General features: G+C 65.4%; 7 protein-coding genes. 1 reads left to right on the top strand and 6 read right to left on the bottom strand.

The annotated features are described in order from the left end of the window. Positions 1–37: 37 nt before the first annotated feature. From NRG23_RS32155 to NRG23_RS32135, 5 genes are all read right to left on the bottom strand, one after another. A complete protein-coding gene (locus NRG23_RS32155; protein WP_306674799.1) occupies positions 38–1,495 on the bottom strand; it encodes a TolC family outer membrane protein in 1,458 nt (485 codons plus the stop codon). A gap of 81 nt (positions 1,496–1,576) precedes the next feature. Further along, positions 1,577–10,564 carry a TcdA/TcdB pore-forming domain-containing protein gene (locus NRG23_RS32150; RefSeq protein WP_257373387.1) on the bottom strand — a complete coding sequence of 2,996 codons (8,988 nt, stop codon included), beginning with the start codon at positions 10,562–10,564 and terminating at the stop codon, positions 1,577–1,579. A gap of 144 nt (positions 10,565–10,708) precedes the next feature. Next, complete coding sequence (locus tag NRG23_RS32145; RefSeq protein WP_124314055.1) at positions 10,709–12,850, bottom strand: type I secretion system permease/ATPase; 2,142 nt, start codon at positions 12,848–12,850, stop codon at positions 10,709–10,711. A 2-nt stretch (positions 12,851–12,852) separates the two neighbouring features. Further along, positions 12,853–14,238: an HlyD family type I secretion periplasmic adaptor subunit gene (locus tag NRG23_RS32140; protein WP_306674798.1), complete on the bottom strand. Its 1,386-nt coding sequence runs from the start codon at positions 14,236–14,238 to the stop codon at positions 12,853–12,855. Then, positions 14,235–16,346, bottom strand: a complete 2,112-nt coding sequence (locus tag NRG23_RS32135) for a type I secretion system permease/ATPase (RefSeq protein WP_041986085.1) — start codon at positions 16,344–16,346, stop codon at positions 14,235–14,237. Before NRG23_RS32135 ends, NRG23_RS32140 begins: the two co-directional genes overlap by 4 nt. Positions 16,347–16,676: 330 nt before the next feature. Here NRG23_RS32135 and NRG23_RS32130 point away from each other — a divergent pair, with 330 nt between their 5' ends. After that, positions 16,677–17,882: an ISL3 family transposase gene (locus NRG23_RS32130; protein ID WP_009047489.1), complete on the top strand. Its 1,206-nt coding sequence runs from the start codon at positions 16,677–16,679 to the stop codon at positions 17,880–17,882. Positions 17,883–17,932: 50 nt separating this feature from the next. Here the strand turns inward: NRG23_RS32130 and NRG23_RS32125 are convergent, their stop codons facing one another. Further along, positions 17,933–19,495, bottom strand: a complete 1,563-nt coding sequence (locus NRG23_RS32125) for a TerC family protein (protein WP_041986088.1) — start codon at positions 19,493–19,495, stop codon at positions 17,933–17,935. Between the last annotated feature and the right edge of the window lie 370 nt (positions 19,496–19,865).

Genomic DNA, 19,865 nt, shown 5'->3' with positions numbered 1-19,865 from the left:
CCTGATGAATCCGTACCTGCTGCCCTGACAAACAGCCTCAACGCGCCGCCAGCCGGCGTGGAAACTCCGGCGGCAGGAAATCGCGGTCGGGATCGTAGTCGGCCTTGAGGTAATCACAAAGCGCCTTGAGGTCCTGGGGCGACAAGGTTCCCACCGACTGCTTGAGCCGCAGGGTGTCGAGAATGTAGTCATAGCGGCTGTCGTTGTACTGGCGCACCGCGTTGTAGAGCTGGCGCTGGGCCTCCAGCACATCGACGATATTGCGGGTGCCGACCTGGAAGCCCAACTGCGAGGCCAGCACCGCGCCCTGGTTGGAAATGATCGACTGGCGCCGCGCCTTGACCTGGTCGACCCCGCTGTTAAGGCCGCGATGCAGGTTGCGGGTCTGCTCCACCACCTGGCGCCGCAGGTTGTCGTTGAGGTATTCGCGCTGATTCATCCGCTGGTGGGCCTCGCGCACCTGGGAAGAGGTCTGGCCACCGCTGAACAGCGGAATGTTCAACTGCAGGCCGATGGAGCGCTGCTCGACATTACCGCCGTAGCCGCTGCCGCGGATATCGCTGTTGCCGTACCCCAGGTTGTCGTTGTCGCCGGTCTGGTAACGCAGCACCGCGTCCAGGGTCGGCGCGTGCCCGGCCTTGCGCGCACTGAGGGTCTGCTGCGTCGCGTCCAGGGCTTGCTGGCTGGCCAGCAGGGTCAGGTTCTGCCGCACCGCGGTGTCGACCCAGCGCCGGGCATCGTTGGGTTCCGGCAACACTATCGGCATGTCATGCCGCACGCCCTGGATCGCGGCGTATTGCTGGTGCGTCAGGGTGTCCAGGGCCTCGAAGGCATCGTCGGTGCGCTTCTGCGCGACGATCCGGTTGGCCCGCGCGGTGTCATGCCCGGCCTCGGCCTGGAGCACATCGGTACGGTCCGACAGGCCCAGCTGCAAGCCCTTCTCGGCCAGTTCCAGCTGGCGCTTGAGCGCGGCTTCTTCAGCCTTGGCCGCCGCCAGGGCGTCCTGGGCCTTGAGCAGGCCGAAATAGGCCTGGGCGCTGTCGAGCATCAGCTTCTGCTCGGCCGCCGCCAGCTCCAGCTGGGCCTGCTGGTCCTCGGCTTCGGCGGCCTTGAGGCTGAACCAGCGATCGGCGCGGAAGATCGGCTGGTTCAGCACCGCCTGGTAGCTGGTGCCACTGCGCCGGGTGTCCTGCTTTGGCTGTTGCAGGGAAGTGCTGGTGCCATTCAGCTCGGCACTGGCCGACAGCGTGGGCAGCAGCCCGGCGCGGGCCTGGGGCACCGCCTCGGCCCGCGCGGCCTGGTCGGCACGGGCCGCCGCCAGCTCGCTGTTGTTCTGCTGGGCATCCAGGTACACCCGCCAGAGGTCGCTGGGCATGGCCTGGCGCGGGTATTCGGCCGCCTGCGCCAGGGAGGCGGCCGGCAATGCGGCAAGCAACAGAGGGACAAGCAACCAGCCGGCAAGGGCTCGCTGCCGCGAAATCATGGATTTGATCATGGTTTGCTGTTCTACATAAAGAAGTGATTCGGCCGGAGACAGGAGAGGCTTTGCGCCCCTCCTGTGCTTGCTCCTGCGTGGTCAGGTCAGTGAAGGCACCAGCACCGCCTGGGCGGCCTGACGGTTTTGCGGCACCTGTTCACGAGCGCCGCCGGTGTCGGCGAAGGCCGCCATGGCCCCGCTCAACTTGGCCAGGCTGGGCCCCTCGGCCTGCGTCACCGAGGCGATGTCGTTCGCCGTCGGCACGCTCTGGCGCTCGCGCGAGGACAGCTCGAACAAAGCATCCCTGGTCGAGCCCGCCTGGGCAAAGCCCTTCACCAGATGATCGACACTGATCACCGATGAGTCGCCTTGCAGCTCGATCTGCAGATGCCGATGCGCCGCGGCCTGGCTACCCAACACCTGGCGCAGCACCAGGGCCGTGCCGGTGCCGGCGTCGGTCAGCAGCACGTTCTCGCCCTGACGGCTGACGAGGATGTTCTTGCCATCGGCCACCGGCAGGATCAGGCGGTCGAGGGCCTGGCCCGGGTCATCGTTGTCGATCACCACCGTGCGGTAGTGCGCCCACATCGCCGGGCTGAAGCGGTAGGTGTCGTTGGCACCGCCGCCATGCAGCACAACGCTGTCGACCCCGGCGATCAACGGCGGCGCCAGTTCGTCCTGACGACCGCCGACACCCCCACCCTGCAGCAGCAGAGAGGAGCCGATACGCTCGACGTTGCCGTAGTGCCCGAGCTTCTGCGCAGTTCCCTGCTTGACCTTGTACAGCGCCTGCTCCGTCGGGCTGTAGACGTAGGCCGAGCGCTGCGATTCGGCGGCCACCCCGATAAAGCGCAGGTCGCTCGCGGCGGGAATGCCGGTGCTGGCGAACATCTGCCCGCTGGCGACATCGAACCAGCCCTGGCTGTCGGCGCCTTGCAAGGTCAACACGCCTTTGGCTCCCCACTGCCCTGTCACTTTGGCCAGCGCCTGGGGCAGATTACCCAGGTGTTGCTGCTGCCAGCCCTTGTCGACCGCCACCAGCTGCACATCGCCGCTGTTGGTGCGCAGCAGGATTTCGCCCTGCACCGTCGTCAACCGCAACCCGGCATCCACCTGGACCGCCGAGCGCAGCTGCACCTGGGGCATCAGCAGCGTGGCGGCGGGCAATTGCGCCGAGGCCTCAAGCACCTCGTCGCCGCCGAACGCGGTCGCCAGCGCCTCGGACGTCATCGGTGCCTGGAGGTAGAGCTTGCCGCTCTCGGGCTCGAACAGCCGCGCGCTGGAGCTGGCGCTGTCGAAGCCGAGAAATTGCAGCGGCTTGCCTTGCAACGAGGACGCCGCCACGATCACCTGGCCGTTGTGGTACCACACCGGCAGCGCACTCTTGCCATCGGCGGCCTTGGCCCCGAATACCGCCAGGGTGGCGTTGCTGCCGTTGACACTGGCCAGGTCCTTCCACCAGGTGCCGTGTTTCTTGAGCCAATGCTCGTTGACCGCTTCATAGCTCAGGCGCCCGGTCGCCTCGATCCGCGCGACACGCCCGTCCTCGGTCACGGCCACCAGATGGCCGTTGAGTTCGAGCACATTGGCCAGGGTCGGCGTGGCCAGGCGCAAGGCGCTCGGCTGGCTACCGTCGAGGACTTTCTGCCCCGGCCCTTCCTGGCGGAACAGCACCTTCTCCTTCTGGCTGTAGAAGAAAAACACTTCCTGGCCGGCGGGCTGCGGCATGCTGCCGGCGAACACCAGGTCCGCCGGAATCGGCCAGGCGCTCTGGGGTTTGCCCTGGGCATCCAGCGGCGGCTGCTGGCCCGCCGGGGGTGCCAGGTTCGGCTTGATCACCGTGCCGTCGCTGGTGCGCACCCAGTAGCGGTGCGCCACTTTGGCGTTATCCAGACCAAACACCGTCACCAGCGCCGCGGCGCTCGGCTCCATCATCGGCGCGCCCAGGCTGTACACCGGGGTGGCGCGCTGCGTGGCCTGGCTCTGGTAGCCCTGGAGCAGGGCCTTGAGCGCATCGCCATGCTGGTCGGTGCGTGCCGACAGTTGCAGCAATGCGTCATCGCCGACCACCCCGACCAGCTCCATCCGGTCACCGATGATGCGGAAGTTCAGCTCGGCCTCGCGCTCCTTGAGCTGATAACGACGGGCCAGGTAGACCGCATCGCCCTCTTGCCAGAACCGGCTGATCCGGCCCGCGCTCTGGTTGAACGACGGGGCGAACTGCGCGTCGACCTTGCCGGTGGCGATCTCGACCCGCCATGCCGCGGCGTTCTCGGCGTCGACGAAGTAGGCATGCTCGCCGATGACCGCCCCCAACTGGGCATTCCTGGCCTGTTCCACCTGGGTGTCGGTGAACAGCATGCGGTCCTTGGCGACGTCGTAGAACGCCCGGCCGACATTGCGCCCCTCGTGGCTGTAGTTATCGACGACCACATACTGACCGTGCAGCTGATGGGCCTTGGCCAGCTCGCTCAGGTGCTGTTCGATACGCTGGCCAGGCAGCTGCCATTTGCTCGCGTCTTCCTCCACCACCCGGGCGCTCATGCCGGCGAAATCGACTTCGCGCACCTCGCCCTTGGCGTTGACCACCAGCACCTGGCCGTTGCTCGCCGGGTCGAGCTTGACCACCACGCCGCCGACCACCAACTGGCCCTTCGACACGCTGATGCTCTCGCTCGCCAGCTGGCTGCTGTCGATGATCCAGCGCGACGGCGTGCCTGCCTCGCTGGACAGATCGACCCGGGTGCCTTCATTGAGGCCGACCAGATAGCGCCCGCCCGCGCCCTTGATCTGGTAGTTCAGATAGCCGTACAGCTCCTTGGGCAGTTCGGGTATCACCAGTTGCCGGTCGCGCGAATCGAGCAGCACCTCGATCGGGGTGTCGACATACTCCTGGCGAATCCGCCGGATCGTCTCCTCGCTCGGGAAGATGTAGAAGTCGTAGTCGAAGCGCCGGTCTTCCTCGAGCCTGCGGATCACGTCGAAACCGGTGTCATGCCGGGTGGTGGACCCAGGCAGGATCATGTACTCGTAGCTGATGTAGGACTTGGGCGTGCCCGGCAGGATCACCGCCGTGCTGTCGCCATGCTCGAGCGTGCGCGTGGCGTCCTTGTAGCCGATGCCGCTGCGCACCTCGATCGCCTGGCCACGGTCGTGGATCATCCGCGGGAAATCCCCGGCCCAGAAGAAGTAGTTGATCGCCCCGGAACCGGTGGAGCCGTGGTGGGTGCGGTAAATGTACTGGCTGTCGAAACCGATCTGGTTGTTGCGCAGGTCCAGGCGCTTGACCACCGCGCCGGCCAGCGGCACCAGCACTTTCTTGTCCGCGTCGTAGCGGTAGCCGTTGCCTTTGTAGGCCTTGTCGACCGTATCGAAATAGCGTCCGACCGCCTTGGCGTCTTCGGCCACCGCGCCAAAGGCCTGGGCCAGCGCGGTGAAGCCCACCGCCAGGCCGCCGAGGATCACCCCCGCGCCGCCGAGCACCGCGGCCGCCGTCGAGGCACCGAGCAGCCCGGCGCCGACCCCGGCCGCGCCGGTGACGAAGCTGGCCGAATCGAACGCCAGCTGGGTGCCGAACACTGCCTTCTGCACATCGTTCTCGGCATGGGCCAGCTCATAGGCATCCAGGCCGACCATGGCCCCGCCAAACAGCACGCCCGCGCCTTCGTTGACGGTGTGGCCCAGGGTCGAGGCAAAGTCCTTGAGCGAGGTCTCGGCAGCCATGGCTTCGCCGCGCAACGCGGTCTGCACCAGTTCGGTGACCTTGACCACATCCTGCAAAGTGCCATGGCCAATCTGCGCCAGGCCCAGGTAGCTGTGGATCTTCAGCGCGGTGGCCAGGTCCGGCGAGACCGTGCCCTGGGCCGTGTCCTTGCGGTTCTTGTCGGCAAACCACTGGATCAGCGTCTGTACCGCAAAGCCAGCGTTCAGGCCGTCCACCGGCGATGCTTCGCTAACGCCGGCACGGGGCCGTATCTGGCCATGCTCCAGGGTGAAGTGCTCGTTGAACACCCGCATGTGTTCATCGACGAAACGCCGGAACTCGACAAAGGTGCCATCGTCGGTGGCCAGCCAGCGGGTCTGCTCGGGTTGGTCACGGTTGATGAACTGGACCCGATAGCCGCCCTCCTTCTGCTCCTCGATGTTGGCAATGATCGGTAGCCATTGGCTGCCCAACTGGTGTTCCCGGGCCAGCCGGGTGCTGGCGACTTCGAAACGCGCGCCCCACTGCTCGGCGTCGAAGGTGGTCAAGGCCGCCCCCAGGCGCAGGTCTTCGCTGACGCGCTGCTGGGCGTCCACCGCCTGCTCCACCTGGCGGCGCTGGCCGATGACTCCGGCCAGTTCCTCGGGACGCGACAGATCGGCCACATTCAACCCGTTGCCCACCGGCACCTCGGCCATCTTGCCGGTGTCGATCTCGATCAGGTTGAAGGCCGGCAGCGACTTGGTGCCGAACGAGCCATAGTGCGCGGCCAGGTTGCGCGTCACCAGGTGCTGTTGCATGGCCTTGGCCAAGCCCTTGGTGGAGTCGAAGGCGAAGATCCCCACGTTCGGGTCATAGAAGTAGTAGCGACGGCCCTCGGCGGTCTGTGTGCTGCCCACCATCATCGAGTGGTTCTGGGTGTTGAGGGCAAACATCGAGGTGCCGGTGCTGGCGGCCAGCCGCGAGACCACCTCGGACAACTTGACCTGCCCCAGCTCCCTGGAAGCCTGGACCGCTTCGACATTGGAATGCAGGCGGATCAGGCTGTTCTTGAGCAGCGTCGAGCTGCCCGCCTGAGGGTCGGCGGAGGCCAGGAACAGCTTCTGCACCAGGCTGTTGACGCCCGCCTCGCCGCCACTGGCCAGGGCCACGGCCATCGCCCGGACCAGGGGGTAGCAACGGCCGCCGGAACGGTCGCCCACCAGCGACAGGTAGAAATCCTGCGGCGCCAGCTGGCCGAAGACACTGCCGGCCTTGTGGAAGTCTTCACTGAACACCGCGGTCTGGCGCAGCACCTTGTCGATGTACTCGGCCTGGGCGGTTTCCGTGATGCGCCCGCTCAGGGCACCCCGCTCACGAGGGCTGAGCGTACCCTCGAGAAACAGCCGCTTCATCTCCAGGGCCGACATCCTGTCGTCTACCCCGGGGATCTTGATCTCACGGAAATCGCGCAAGCCATCGCTGAACGCCGTGCCGCGCGCGCCGCGCTGATAGGCTTCGGCAATCGCATAACGCTCGCCAACGCTGCTGGCGCGCTCCTCGCCTGCGCCCTGGATCGCCGTATCGTCGGTGCGCACCACCGCGGCGCTGCCCTCCTTGGCCTTGATCTGCTGCCAGAGCCAGGTCTTTTCCACCGAGCCGGCTTCGCGCAACACCGGGTCGTACTGCGCCCGGTAGTAGTCCTGGGTGAGGTTGAGCTGCTTGATCTGCTGGTCGATCAGGCCCTTGTCGCTGGCCCCGCGCCGGTCTTGCTGGAGTTGGTAGCGCTTGTCGGCCAGCTGTTGGATATCGGCATTGACCTTGGCCTGGACCGCTTCGCGCAGCTGGTTCCAACTGGCGATCGCCGGATGCTCGGGAGAAAAGGCGCCCTCGCTGTAGACGCCGTCGGCCACGCCTTCGACCGACACGCCGAACTGGGCCGCGACTTTCTTCAGGTTCTGGTGCACCTGCTCGCGGTAGGCGGCGAACTCGGCCCGGTTGCGTTCCACCACCTGCGGGTCGGCGGTCTGGATCGCCAGGGGCTGGACGCCGTCGCGCAGCTTCGGCCAGACCATCTGGCCTTCGCGCTGGTACTCCTGGCGCTGGAACACCAGCTGCCACTGGCCATCGACGTACTGCATGTAGGCCGCGGCCAGGCCCTCGGCGGTGCCGGCGACCTGATAGTCCTTGTAGTCGACCGCCATCACCACGTTGTCGTACAGCAGCGAGCTGTTGACCCGACCGTCGTGGTAGACCCGGAAGGTGTTGGCATCCAGGCTGGTCACCACCAGCGAGCAGCCCGACAAGGTCCCGGTGAACAGGAAGCTGCCGGCGGCCGCGTGCTTGGGAATGTCCACATAGGCCGGCGCGGCATTGGCCTGGTTCGGGCCGTTGTAGCCGAGGAAATACGCCGGCACGCTGTCGACGCCGCTGCCGGCAATGTCATTGGCGCTGTGCTCGGTGTATTCGAGCTCGTACAGGTTCGGCGCGACCTTGACCAACTGCACGTTGCCCTGGGCCGGCAAGCGTCCCGACTTGACCAGGGCCTCGGCGCTCAGGGTGTGGGTCTTGGCGAACTGCACGGGGTCGGCGGCGAACTGCCGGATGTCGGCGCTGCCCTGGCGCGGTTCGAACCCGGCTCCCAGCGGGGCCAGCCCGGTCTTGAGCTGCTGGTCCTTCGCCGCCTGCCCCAGCAGCGCGGGCAGCGGGCCAACGCTGGTGAAGCGCGGCGGATGGAACTCCTCGGCCGCCGGCACGCCTTGGTTGACGATCGGCAGCACACGAGCCATCACCCCGTCGTACAGCTCGCCGTGCAGCGCCTCCTTGCTGCCTTCGGCACGGTAGCGGTCGAACATCTGCAGCAGGTCCTGGCCGATACTGCCCGGCCCCTGGGGCTCATAACGGGCGGCGACGTACAGGGTCTCGAAGAACGAGTGATAGCCGTTGCGGATCATGAAGGCCGCGTTGGCCATCTGGAACTGCCAGTACTGCTTGACGCTCAGGGCGCCACCGAACAACTCCGGCAAGGCATTGCTGACGGTCTGGGTGGTCCCGGAAATACCGCCCACGAATGGGGTGTCCAGGTCGTTCATGTAGCGGGTGGCGGCATTGCTCGGGTCGGGACGGAACTGGCTGTAGCTGCGGTACTTGTCGTCGGCGATCAGGAACGAGGTATCGGCCTGGGCCTGCTCCGGGTGGGTATTGAGGATCAGGTAGGGGTCGGGCTGATTCAGCCGGTTGTTGATCATGACCTTGTCGGCGCCACTCTGCGGCGCCAGCGCGGCATGGGCATTGACCGGCACCGCAGCCTTGGAAAAGCTGTCGGCCACCGGGCGCAGGGCATGGAACAGCGCCTGCTTGCGCAGGCTGCGGCCCTGGTCGCTCGACAGCAGCGCCTCGACCGTCGGGCGCAGTTTGCCATCGGCCGGCTCCAGCCCTTCGGGGCCGCGCAACAACAGGGTCAGCAGCTTGCTGTCCAGGGAGCGCTCGACCGCCACCTGGTCAAACACATGCACTTTCGGATTATCCGGATGCTGCGCCGCGTTGGCCGCCGCGACCCGTTGGTTTTCCGCATCGATCGCCTGCACCCGCCATGGCTCGTACAGCGGCGCCAGCAGCAGCTTGGCCTGGGCAATGTCGCTTTGCACATAACCGCCTTGCAGGACCTTGGCCAGCGCCTGGTTCTGTACCAGCTTGTCGGCCAGGCCGAACAGCAGCGCGTCGTTGTCGCGGCTCTGCCAGACCGACGCGGCGAAGGCCTGTTCCCACAGCACCTTGTTCAGGTTGTTGCCCTTGATATCGCGCAGGCTGGCGCGGCTGTGTTCCGGCATCAGCACCCCGGCCGGGGTGATGTGGTTGCGCTCGAGCAAGCGGGTCAGTTGCTGCACGAAGGTCGCGCGCTCGCGGCTGCCTTCGAACAGGCGGCTGGCCTTGATGCCACCGTCGCGCAGTTGTTCCAGCTTGTCGAAAAACGCCGCGTTGTATTGGTACAGGGCGTCGGTCTGCGCCTTGCTCAGGTGGCTGCTGCTGACCTTGTCGCCGTCGACGGTCATCAGCGCAAACGGCGTCGCAGCGCGGTAATCGCCGCCCTGAGGCATTTCCAGCAGGTACTGGCGCTCGGCAAAGCCCACCGAGCGTTCGAGCTCGTGGATATTGACGAAGACCCCGTCACGGTCGGGGTGGTAGCTGTTCTGGCGAAAACCTTCGAGGCCGATGGTCTGGAAGCTGGCGATATCGGCGTTCTGGTTGATCAGCTCGCTCAAGGCGCCGGCCAGGGGCACTTCGCGGGTGACGGTGGTGCTGGGCGACTGGCCGGAGACCTGGACGCCGACCTGGTTCGGCACCTTGCGATCGACGCTGGTCAACAGCAGCTTGTGGCCGTTGCCCAGCACCTGGGCCTTGAAGCCTTCGCGCAAGGAGCTTTCCGACACCAGGTGATTGGCGAAGTACTGCTCGACGAAGGACGTCTTGACCAGCACCGAGCGGATCGGCGCGTAGGTCGGCGAGCGGAAGGACGGCGGCTCGTTCTTCAGCCGGTACTGTTGCTGCCAGGCCAGGGAGCGGGCCGCGGTGCCGAAGGAGAAGTTCAGCACCCCGTCGGTGGGCACCACCAGCCTGCCGTTCTCCAGGAAGAAGTCCTTGAAGCGCCCGTCGGTGCTGGCATTGACCAGCGCCACGTTCATGCGGATGTAGCCGGGGCGCTCTTCCATCATCAGCAGGGAAATGTTCACCGGCAGATCGTCGGAGGCCCGGGGCGCCTTGGCCAGCGCGCCGAGGCTCGCGGCTTGCTGCTCGGGCGCGGCCTTGAGCAGGGTGTTGTAGCGGGCGCTGACTTCCTTGTAGGCCTGCAACTCGGAGAACAGCGTCACGTAGGCCTGGCTGAAGGTGGAGTCGGCCACCTGAATGGTCAGCTGCTGCTCCAGGCGCTCGATCCGCCCCTTGAGCTTGTCCTGCTTGGCCAGGGCATCGGCCTTCAGGCCCTTGATTTCCAGCTGCTTGGCGCCACCGGGGCTGAGCATGCCCAGGGCCTTGTTCCAGGTGCTGTCATAGTGGCCGATTGCCGTCTGCTGGCGGCTGTACAGCAGGATGTCGCGGTCCAGTTGCAGCTTGTAGGCGCTGGTCGCCGGGGTATCGGGGATGGCGTTCATCTGCTGGCGGCGTTGCTGCAGCGTCTGCAACTGGTTGCCGACCGAGACCGGGTTGTCCTGCATCTGATAGTGCTGGGCGGCCAGCACGCTCAGGGTGCTCTGCTGCATTTCCAGCAGGCGGTCGCCGACCTGGGCGATGTACTCGGCGCGCTCCTCGGCGCTCATGTTGAACCATTCGGTTTGCCGGCCTGCCGCCTTGACCTGTTGATCGATCAGGGTATTGAGCAGGCGCGTGAAGTCCTTGGACATGGAAGCCATTGCAGTGATCCTTTGTCTGTTTTGAGCGAAGCCCTTCGCGCCGCGAAAGGCTGCCTATCGGGATGAGTCCCCGGGATGAATCTCCGGGGTAGATATCCGGGGTGGGGAGGCATGCCTGGTTCGTGCGTACTCCTGTCAGTGGGTTCAATCCTTCATCTGCAAGGCCCACTGCCGGGCATACAGCCCGTCCAGGGCGAGCAGCTGTTCGTGGGTGCCCTGTTCGAGCACCCGGCCCTGGTCGATGACCAGGATCCGGTCGGCGTGGCGCAGGGTATTGAGCCGGTGGGCCACGCTGATCACCGTGCGGCCCTGGGCGATGCCTTGCAGGTTGGCCATCACCGCCGCTTCCGACTCGTAGTCCAGGGCGCTGGTGGCTTCGTCCAGGAGCAGGATCCCGGGGTTGCTCAGCAGGGCCCGGGCCAGGGCGATGCGCTGGCGCTGGCCGCCGGAAAGCTGGCCGCCGCGCTCGCCGACCTGGGTCTCGTAGCCCTGGGCCAGGGCCTCGATAAAGGTCGCCGCCCCCGCCAGGCTGGCGGCGTGCTGCACCTCGGCATCGCTGGCCTGGGGCCGGCACAGGCGGATGTTCTCGGCCACGCTGCCGGCGAACAGCACGCTTTCCTGCAGCACCACGCTCATGTTGCGGCGCAGGGCCACCGGGTCGGCGATGGCCAGGTCGATGCCGTCCACCAGCACCCGGCCGTGCTGCGGCACATAGAGGCGCTGCAACAGGCGCGTCAGGGTCGACTTGCCGGAACCGGAAGGCCCGGTGATGCCGACGAACTCCCCCGGCTGGATCTCCAGGTCGAGGCTGCGCAGGATCTCCTGGCCGTCCTCCTCATAACGAAAGCGCACGCCCTGGAAACTCACCCCGCCCTGCAGCGCCGGCACCGAGGCCAGGCCGCCGTTGCCGCTTTCGCACTCGGTGTCGAGAATGTCGCCCAGGCGCCGCAGGGAAATCAGGGTGTGCTGGAAGTCCTGCCAGACCTGGGCCAGGCGCAGGATCGGCTCCACCACATGGCCGGCCAGCATGTTGAAGGCCACCAGCTGGCCGGGGCTCAACTGGCCGTCCAGCACCAGCATCACCCCCCACCACAGCAACAGCGCCGCGGTGAGTTTCTGGATCACGCCAATGCCCTGCCCGGCCCAGATGCCGACGATGCGGGTGTGGAACGCCGCGCGCACATAGGCCGCCAGCTGGCGTTGCCACTGCTGCTGGAAGCCGCCTTCGATGGCCCCGGTCTTGATGGTCTCGATGCCGGTCACGGCCTCGGTGAGAAAGGCGGTGTTGGCCGCGTTCAACTCGTATTCGCGCAAGGCCCGGCTGCGCAGCAAGGGCCCCACGCACAGCCAGAACAGGAAGTACAAGGCCAGGGAGCCGACCACCACCCAGGTCAGCAGCGGTGCGTAGGCATACATCACGGCGATGAACAGCCCGCAGAAGGCCAGGTCCAGCACCAGGGTCAGGGCCGAGCCGGTGAGGAACTGGCGGATCTGCTGCATCTCGCCGACCCGGGCGATGATCTCGCCGGTCTGCCGCCCCTGGAAATACCCCAGCGGCAGCTGGATCAGATGCTGGTACAGGCGCGCGGACAACTCGGCGTTGATCCGGCTCGCCACGTTGCTGAACAGCCAGGAACGCAGCAGGCCGAACAGCGGTTCGAACAGCGCCAGGGCCAGCATGGCGATGCCCAGCACCTGCAGGCTGGACAGGCCGCGGCTGACCAGGACCCGGTCGATGATGTTCTCGAACAGCAGCGGCGTGACCAGCGCCACCAGTTGCAGCATCAGCGACACCAGCAGCACGCTGCGAAACTGCCGCCCGTGCTTGAGGATCGACGGTAGGAACCAGCCGATGCCAAAACCGCGCGCCTTGGGCTCGACATGCCGCTCGGCGAGCAGCAGCACCTGGCCCTGCCATAGCGCTGCCAACTCCTCGCGAGACAAGCTCTGGCACTGCCCCTGCAACGGCCAGAACAGCCGCACCTGGTCGCCGTCCACCGCGTCCAGCACCGCCCAGCCCTGGCTGGTTTCCAGCAGGGCCGGCAACGGCAGGTGCTGCAAGCGCTGCACCTGGCTTTGCACCGCCCGCGCCCGCAGGCCGATCCAGCCGGCGCAGCGCCGCAGGTCGAGGCTGTCGGCCAGGCCCTCGACCCGCCCCAGGCGGTGGTTCAGTTGCGCCGCGCTGATGCTCAGGTCGAACCGCCGGGCGGCCCAGGCCAGGGCATGCAGGCCGGTATCGAGGATCGTCGGCGCCTGTTCGGCCGCGGGATTGAAGGCGGTGGTCATGCTCAACGCTCCCGCAACGCTTCGGACTGATACTCGCGAATCGGGCTCAGCAGGTAATTGATCACCCGCCGTTCGCCCGTGCGGATCTCGCCGGTCACGCTCATCCCGGCCTGCAAGGGCATCCACCCCTGCCCCGCGGCGATCGCGGCGCGCTCCAGGCGGATCCGCGTCGGGAACACCAGGCCCAGCTGTTCATCCTTGATGGCGTCGCCGGAGACATGCTCGACCGTGCCGCGCAAGGTGCCGTAGCGGGTGTAGGGAAAGGCGTCGACCTTGATCTCCACCGGCTGGCCGGCCCTGACGAAACCGACGTCCTTGTTTAACACCATGACCTCGGCATCCAGCTCGGCCCCCTCGGGCACGATCACCAGCAGTTGCTGCGCCGGTTGCACCGCGCCGCCCAGGGTATGCACCGCCAGTTGCTGGACCACCCCGTCCACCGGCGCCAGCAGGGTTTGCAGGCGCTGCCGGTCGCGGCCGCGGATCAGTTGCTGTTCGAGCACGGCGACATCCTGGTGGCTGCGGTTGAGCAGGTCGTGCTGCTCGCGCTGGGTCCTGGCCAGGAAGCTGTCGCGCTGCTCCCGGCGGTTCTGCGCCTGGGCCTTGAGCACCTGCAGCTCGGCATGTTGCTGGGCCAGGGAACGCTCGACCTCCAACTGCTCCTTTTCCTGTTCGAGCAATTCGACCCGGGGCATCAACTGTTCGGCCGCCATCGCCCGCCGAGCATCGAGGCGCCGGCGGACGTTGCTGGCCAGCTTGCCCAGGGCGGCGATCTCGCTGTTGCGGGCCTGCTGGCTGGCCTGGTTGATGGCGATCTCGGCATTGAGGCTGTCGAGGTTGGCGCGGATCTCCTTCCAGGTGCTCGCCAACTGCTCCCGCGCCGCCGCGAGCTGTTCCGCGTCCAGGCCGTCCGGCGCCTGGTAGCTGCCCAGCGGGTCCGGGGTCAGCAGCGCGCGCGCCCGGGCCAGCTCCAGGCGCTTGAACTCCAGTTGCGCGCGCAACTCGCTCAACTCGGCGTCGATGCCGATCGGGTTCAGCGCCACCAGCACGTCGCCAGCCTTGACCCGCTGCCCGTCACGCACGTGGATGGCCCGCACTTCGCCGGCCTCATGGGCCTGGATCACCTTGGTGTAGCTGGAGACCATCAGGCGCCCGGCGGCGCTGGCGTGAATGTCGAGGAAACCGAGGATCGCCCAGCCCAGGGCCAACAGGATCGACAGGATCAACAGCAGTGCCGTACCCCGGGCCCACGGCGCGGGCGGGCGCTCGACGATCTCCAGGTAACCGGGCTGGAACTCGTATTCGTCTCGGCTGCGTTTGAGCAGCGCCGGTGCCTCGCGCAGCTGCTGCCAGGCGCGTCGCAAGGGGGTCAATAAGCCACGCATCATTCGGCCTCCGTGCGCAGCGCCTGTTGCAGCGCCCACAAGCGCGCATAACAGCCGCCGTTGGCCAGCAGTTCATGGTGGCTGCCCGACTCGCTGATACGCCCCTGCTCCAGGGCGATGATGCGTTGGCAATGGCGTACCGCGGACAGACGGTGGGCGATGATGATCACCGTGCGGCCTTCGGCGATGCGCGCCATGTTGTCCTGGATCAGCGCCTGGGATTCGTCGTCCAGGGCGCTGGTGGCCTCGTCGAAAATCAGGATCCGCGGGTCACCCATCAACGCGCGGGCAATGGCGATGCGTTGCCGCTGGCCACCGGACAGCGAGCTGCCGGCCTCGGCCAGCACCGTGTCGTAGCCCAGCGGCAGGCGCAGGATGAAATCATGGGCGCCGGCCAGGCGCGCCGCGGCGATCACGCTTTCCAGGGAGGCCGTCGGATGGCGCAAGGCGATGTTGTGCCGCACGCTGCGGTTGAACAGGTAGTTTTCCTGCAGCACCACGCCGATCTGGCTGCGTAACCAGGCCGGTTGCAGCTGTTGCAGCGGCATGCCGTCAATCAGGATGCGCCCGGCATCCGGGGTGTAGAGTTTTTGCAGCAGGCGGGTCAGCGTGCTCTTGCCCGACCCCGACGGCCCGACGATGCCCAGGGTCTGGCCGGCGACGATATGCAGGTCCAGGCCACGCAGCACCAGTTCCAGTTCCGGGCGGTAGCGGAACGTCACTTGCTCGATGCGCACCTCGCCGCGCAGGGCCTGCGCCGGGCGCTGGTCACCCTCGGCCTGCTCCACCGGCAGGTTGAGCATGTCGCCCAGCTTGTCCACCGACACCCGCACCCGGACGAACTGCTGCCAGACCTCGATCAGTTTGGCCAGGGGCTGGCTGACGTGGGACAGCATCATGTTGAAGGCGATCAATTGGCCAATGCTCATCTGCAGGTCGATGACCTTGCTCGCCCCCCAGCAGATCACCGCCACCGCCGTGACTTTTTGCAACAGCGTGACCATCTGGCTGATCGCGCTGCCCAGGGTCTGGCTGGCAAAACCGGCCTCGACCATCTCCGCCGTCTGCGCCTCCCAGCGCCGCTGCATGCGCGGCTCCACCGCCAGACTCTTGATGGTTTCGCTGCTGCTCACGCTTTCATTGAGAAAGGCCGTGTTGCGCGCGGCGCTGTAGAACTGCCGCTCGATGCGTTTCTCCAGCGGCCCGCTGCTGGCCCAGGCCAGCAGCACATACAGCGGCAGGGTCAGCAGCACCAGCAGCGTCAGCGGCCAGGAGATCCAGGCCATGACCGCGAAAAACACCAGGGTGAAGGCCACATCCACACAGAGGGTCAGCAGGGAGCCGGTGAGGAACTCGCGGATACTGTCCAGTTCCTGCACCCGGGTGATGATCGCGCCCACCTGGCGCTGCTTGAAGTACAGCAGCGGCAGGCCAAGCAGGTGGCGGAACAGCTTGACCCCAAGGCCGATATCGATGCGATTGGCGGTGTGCGCCGAGAGGTATTCGCGCAAGCCCTTGAGCAGCACCTCGAACAGGCCGACCACCACCAGGGTCATCACCAGCACGTCGAGGGTCGACAGCGCCCGGTGCACCATGACCTTGTCCATCACCGCCTGGAAGAACAACGGCGTTGCCAGGGCCAGCACTTGCAGCAGCAACGAGCACAGCAGCACTTCGCCGAGTATCCGCCGGTGGCGCAGCAGCTCCGGAACGAACCAGGACAGATCAAAACGCAGACCGCCCTGGCGCAGGCGAATCACCTCGCCGCTCCACTCTTCGGCCAGCTGCGTGCGATCGAGCACATCCGGGGTATGGGCTGCAGGTCGCTGCACCAGAGCCTGCGCGTCGGACAGCCGGGCCAGCAGGATGAAAGCGCCGCTGCGGTCGCGCCAGACCAGGGGCAGCATCTTCGGGCTCAGCCGGGCCAGCGCCAGACGCTCCAGGCGCAGGTCGACGCCGGCGCCCCGGGCGTAGTCCTTGAGCGCCCGGCGCAGGTCGCGCTCGTTTCCCGGGTCGGCGGCCTGTGGCGCACGCTCCTGGGTCAGTTGCAGCAGCAGTTGGCAACAGGCCAGGGCCGAATGGACGGCAGCCGTGGCGGAGAGCTCCGCCATGGCGGGGCATTCGACAGGGACTGGCTGCGGAGGTATTGCGGGATTGACTGACATAGACCGCTCGTTTCAAGACCCTCGCGGCAAGAACAAGGGTGCATGGAGATACGAAACCAGTCTGCGGCAGCTGTCCGGGAATGATAATCAGCCACGGGGTTGAAAGCTTTTAAGCAAAACTTAATCAACCGCAACGCCGCCTTGGGCTCGGGCGGCCGGTCATGTTCCGGGCAAAAAAAAGGTTCTTCACGGAATTCCGGGAAACACAGAAACAAGAACGCCGATTTGATTGATGATGTTCGTGCGAGCAAACACATCTAAAAAACCGGCGTTCTTATGCACGATATTAATACTTTCCTTCCTTTTTGGGAGGGCTTTTCTGTCGTCACGATCAAGCCTGATGGCGATGCCCTACAGATCGATCTGACGCCCCACACCACCCGATTCCCTTCCTGTGGTGGATGCCAAAAGCCCTGCTCAACCACTCACGAGTATTGCGAGCGAGTCGTTCGTGATTTGCCCATTCTCGGCCGTGCAGTGCGCCTCAGCGTTTTGCTCAGACGTGTTGGCTGTCGTGACTGCGGCAAACGCATGGAGACTGTCAGTTGGCTGGATCGCTATGCCCGTATGACGCGCCGCTTGGCCGATGCGGTGATTCAAGCCTGCGAGCGCCTTCCCACGTTACACGTGGCTCAACTGTTTGGGTTGCATTGGGACACCGTTCGGCTGCTAGAGCGTCGCGCCTTGCAAACGGCATTGAGCGATCTGCCGAAGGCGCAACCACGGCGTCTGGTGATGGACGAGTTCGCTCTGTTCAAGGGCCATCGTTACGCCAGTGTGGTGCTGGATGCGGATACACGACGAGTGCTGTGGATCGGCGAAGGCCGCAGCCGTGCGGCGGTCAGGCCGTTCTTCGAAGAGTTGGGGCCAGAGGGTTGCGCTCGAATCGAAGCGGTGGCGATGGACATGAACACCGCCTTTGACCTGGAGGTTCGCCGGCACTGCCCCAAAGCGCGCGTGGTCTACGACCTCTTCCATGTGGTGGCCAAATATGGCCGAGAGGTGATTGATCGGGTCCGCGTTGACGAGGCTAATCGGCTACGCCACGACAAGCCTGCTCGTAAGGTCATCAAGCAAGCGCGATGGCTACTGCTACGCAATCCACAGAATCTGAAAACGCCGGAACAACAGGTTCACTTGCAGGATTTACTGGCGGCCAACCAGGCGTTGATGACGGTCTACTTGATGAAGGCTGAACTCAAAACGCTCTGGACGCCGAATACCGCTTGGAGCTGGAGATCGGCCTGGAAGCAATGGTTGCGCCATGCTCATGAAAGCGAAATACCGGCACTGATCCAGTTCGCCAAACGGCTAAAGAGTTACTGGCGGGGCATCGTCAGCCGCGTTCGCTGGCCGATGCACACCGGTCAGCTGGAAGGAATAAACAATCGCATAAAGGTCATCAAACGAATGGCGTACGGTTACCGGGATAGCGAATTCTTTTTCATGAAGATCAAGAGCGTCTTTCCCGGTATTCCGTGAAGAACCAAAAAAAAGCCGGACTCGCGTCCGGCTTTCTGTCAGCTCATGGCTCAGGTGGCGTCCGGCCTGTGCATCAGCACCCGGGTCACCCGCCGCTCTTCCACCGTCACCACCTGCAGCGTCCAGTCCTGCCATTGCAACCGGTCGCCAATCACCGGCAAGCGGTCCAGCAGGCTCATCACCAGCCCGGCCAGGGTCTGGTAGTCCTCGGTGGCTTCGGCGTTGAAGCCGGTGCGCTGGCGAATCTGCGCCAGGTTCAAGGCACCGCTGACCATGAAACCGCCCTGCTCTTCGACAATGTCCGGGCCTTCGATTTCGCTGGCGTCGGGCAGCTCGCCGGCGATGGATTCGAGGATGTCGGTCATGCTCAGCACGCCGACGAAATCGCCGAATTCGTTGATCACGAACGCGATGTGGGTCGAGGCCTTGCGCATCTGTTCCAGGGCGTTGAGGATCGAAAAACTGTCCAGCAGGTTGATCGCCGTGCGTGCCAGGTGCTCCAGGTTCGGCTCGTTGCCGGCCAGGTATTCCTTGAGCAGTTCCTTCTTGTGCACGAAGCCCAGCGGCTCCTCCACCGCGCCATCGCGAATCAGCGGCAGGCGCGAGTAGGACGAATGCATCAGCTTGTTGCGGATGGCTTCGGCATCGTCGGCCAGGTCGATGTAGTCGACGTCGGCGCGCACGGTCATCAGGCTGCGGATCGGCCGTTCGGCCAGTTGCAGCACGCCACTGATCATCACCCGCTCGCGGCGGTCGAACAGCTCGGCGCTCGGCGCTTGGCCATTGTCCAGCAGATCGACGATCTCCTCGCCCACCTCCTCCACCGCCAACTGGCGACCGCCCAGCAGGCGCATCACCGCATGGGCCGTGCGCTCACGCATCGGCCGCAGGCCCTGCATGGATTTCTTGCGGCGGGCACGGGCGATCTGGTTGAACAGCTCGATCAGGATCGAGAAACCGATGGCCGCGTACAGGTAGCCTTTGGGGATATGGAAGCCCAGGCCTTCGGCGGTCAGGGCAAAACCGATCATCATCAAGAAGCCCAGGCACAGCATGATCACCGTCGGGTGGGCGTTGACGAAGCGGGTCAGCGGCTTGCTGGCGACGATCATCAGGCCGATGGAAATGACCACTGCGATCATCATCACCGCCAGTTCGTCGACCATGCCCACAGCGGTGATCACCGCGTCCAGGGAGAACACCGCGTCGAGCACCACGATCTGCGCCACGATCGGCCAGAACAATGCGTAAGCGGCGTTGCCGGTGCGCTGGCTGACATGGCCTTCCAGGCGTTCATGCAATTCCATGGTGGCCTTGAACAACAGGAACACACCACCGAACAGCATGATCAGGTCGCGGCCGGAGAAGCTCTTGCCGAACACCTCGAACAGCGGCGCGGTCAGGGTCACCAACCAGGAAATGCTCGCCAGCAGGCCCAGGCGCATGATCAGCGCCAGGGACAGGCCGATGATCCGCGCGCGGTCACGCTGGTGGGGCGGCAACTTGTCCGCGAGGATCGCGATAAACACCAGGTTGTCGATACCCAGCACCAGCTCCAGCACGATCAGGGTCAACAGGCCAAGCCAGGCCGTGGGGTCCATTATCCATTCCATAAAAACGACTCTATCTCTCCAGTGAAATCAGACAGCCGGGCACGGCAAGGCAAGGCCAAAAGGCCTTGGAGCGGCGAACGCAGGCCAGCGCCCAACGGTTGCGACAACCGGCGGCGAGCAGCGAAAAACAATAGGTTCGGGGTAACGGCCGCGCCCTATGACTGGCGAAAGGCACCGCAAGGCGGATCGAGCGGGGAAAGAATGAGGCGTCCAGGAACAGGGACGACTGGGAGGCTCCGAGAGGGTGTTCATGCAAGTCCTGTGAAGAAAAACGGACTTAAATCCTACAACCTCAAGGGAGATTTCCTATCGGGAAATCATTTCAAGATCTTATCGGGCACTGCCTGGGCCAGCGTTATCGCGAACCGGC

The organism is Pseudomonas sp. T8 (assembly GCF_024610635.1).
GTDB lineage: Bacteria > Pseudomonadota > Gammaproteobacteria > Pseudomonadales > Pseudomonadaceae > Aquipseudomonas > Aquipseudomonas chlororaphis_I.
The sequence above is the reverse complement of the archived record's forward strand: the minus strand, read 5'-3'. Positions and strand labels throughout refer to the sequence as shown.

Excerpts from the sequence above, each read along its gene's own strand:
- NRG23_RS32135 (WP_041986085.1), bottom strand. The coding sequence starts at position 16,346 with ATGGCGGAGCTCTCCGCCACGGCTGCCGTCCATTCGGCCCTGGCCTGT.
- NRG23_RS32140 (WP_306674798.1), bottom strand. The coding sequence starts at position 14,238 with ATGATGCGTGGCTTATTGACCCCCTTGCGACGCGCCTGGCAGCAGCTG.
- NRG23_RS32145 (WP_124314055.1), bottom strand. The coding sequence starts at position 12,850 with ATGACCACCGCCTTCAATCCCGCGGCCGAACAGGCGCCGACGATCCTC.
- NRG23_RS32150 (WP_257373387.1), bottom strand. The coding sequence starts at position 10,564 with ATGGCTTCCATGTCCAAGGACTTCACGCGCCTGCTCAATACCCTGATC.
- NRG23_RS32130 (WP_009047489.1), top strand. The coding sequence starts at position 16,677 with ATGCACGATATTAATACTTTCCTTCCTTTTTGGGAGGGCTTTTCTGTC.
- NRG23_RS32125 (WP_041986088.1), bottom strand. The coding sequence starts at position 19,495 with ATGGAATGGATAATGGACCCCACGGCCTGGCTTGGCCTGTTGACCCTG.
- NRG23_RS32155 (WP_306674799.1), bottom strand. The coding sequence starts at position 1,495 with ATGATCAAATCCATGATTTCGCGGCAGCGAGCCCTTGCCGGCTGGTTG.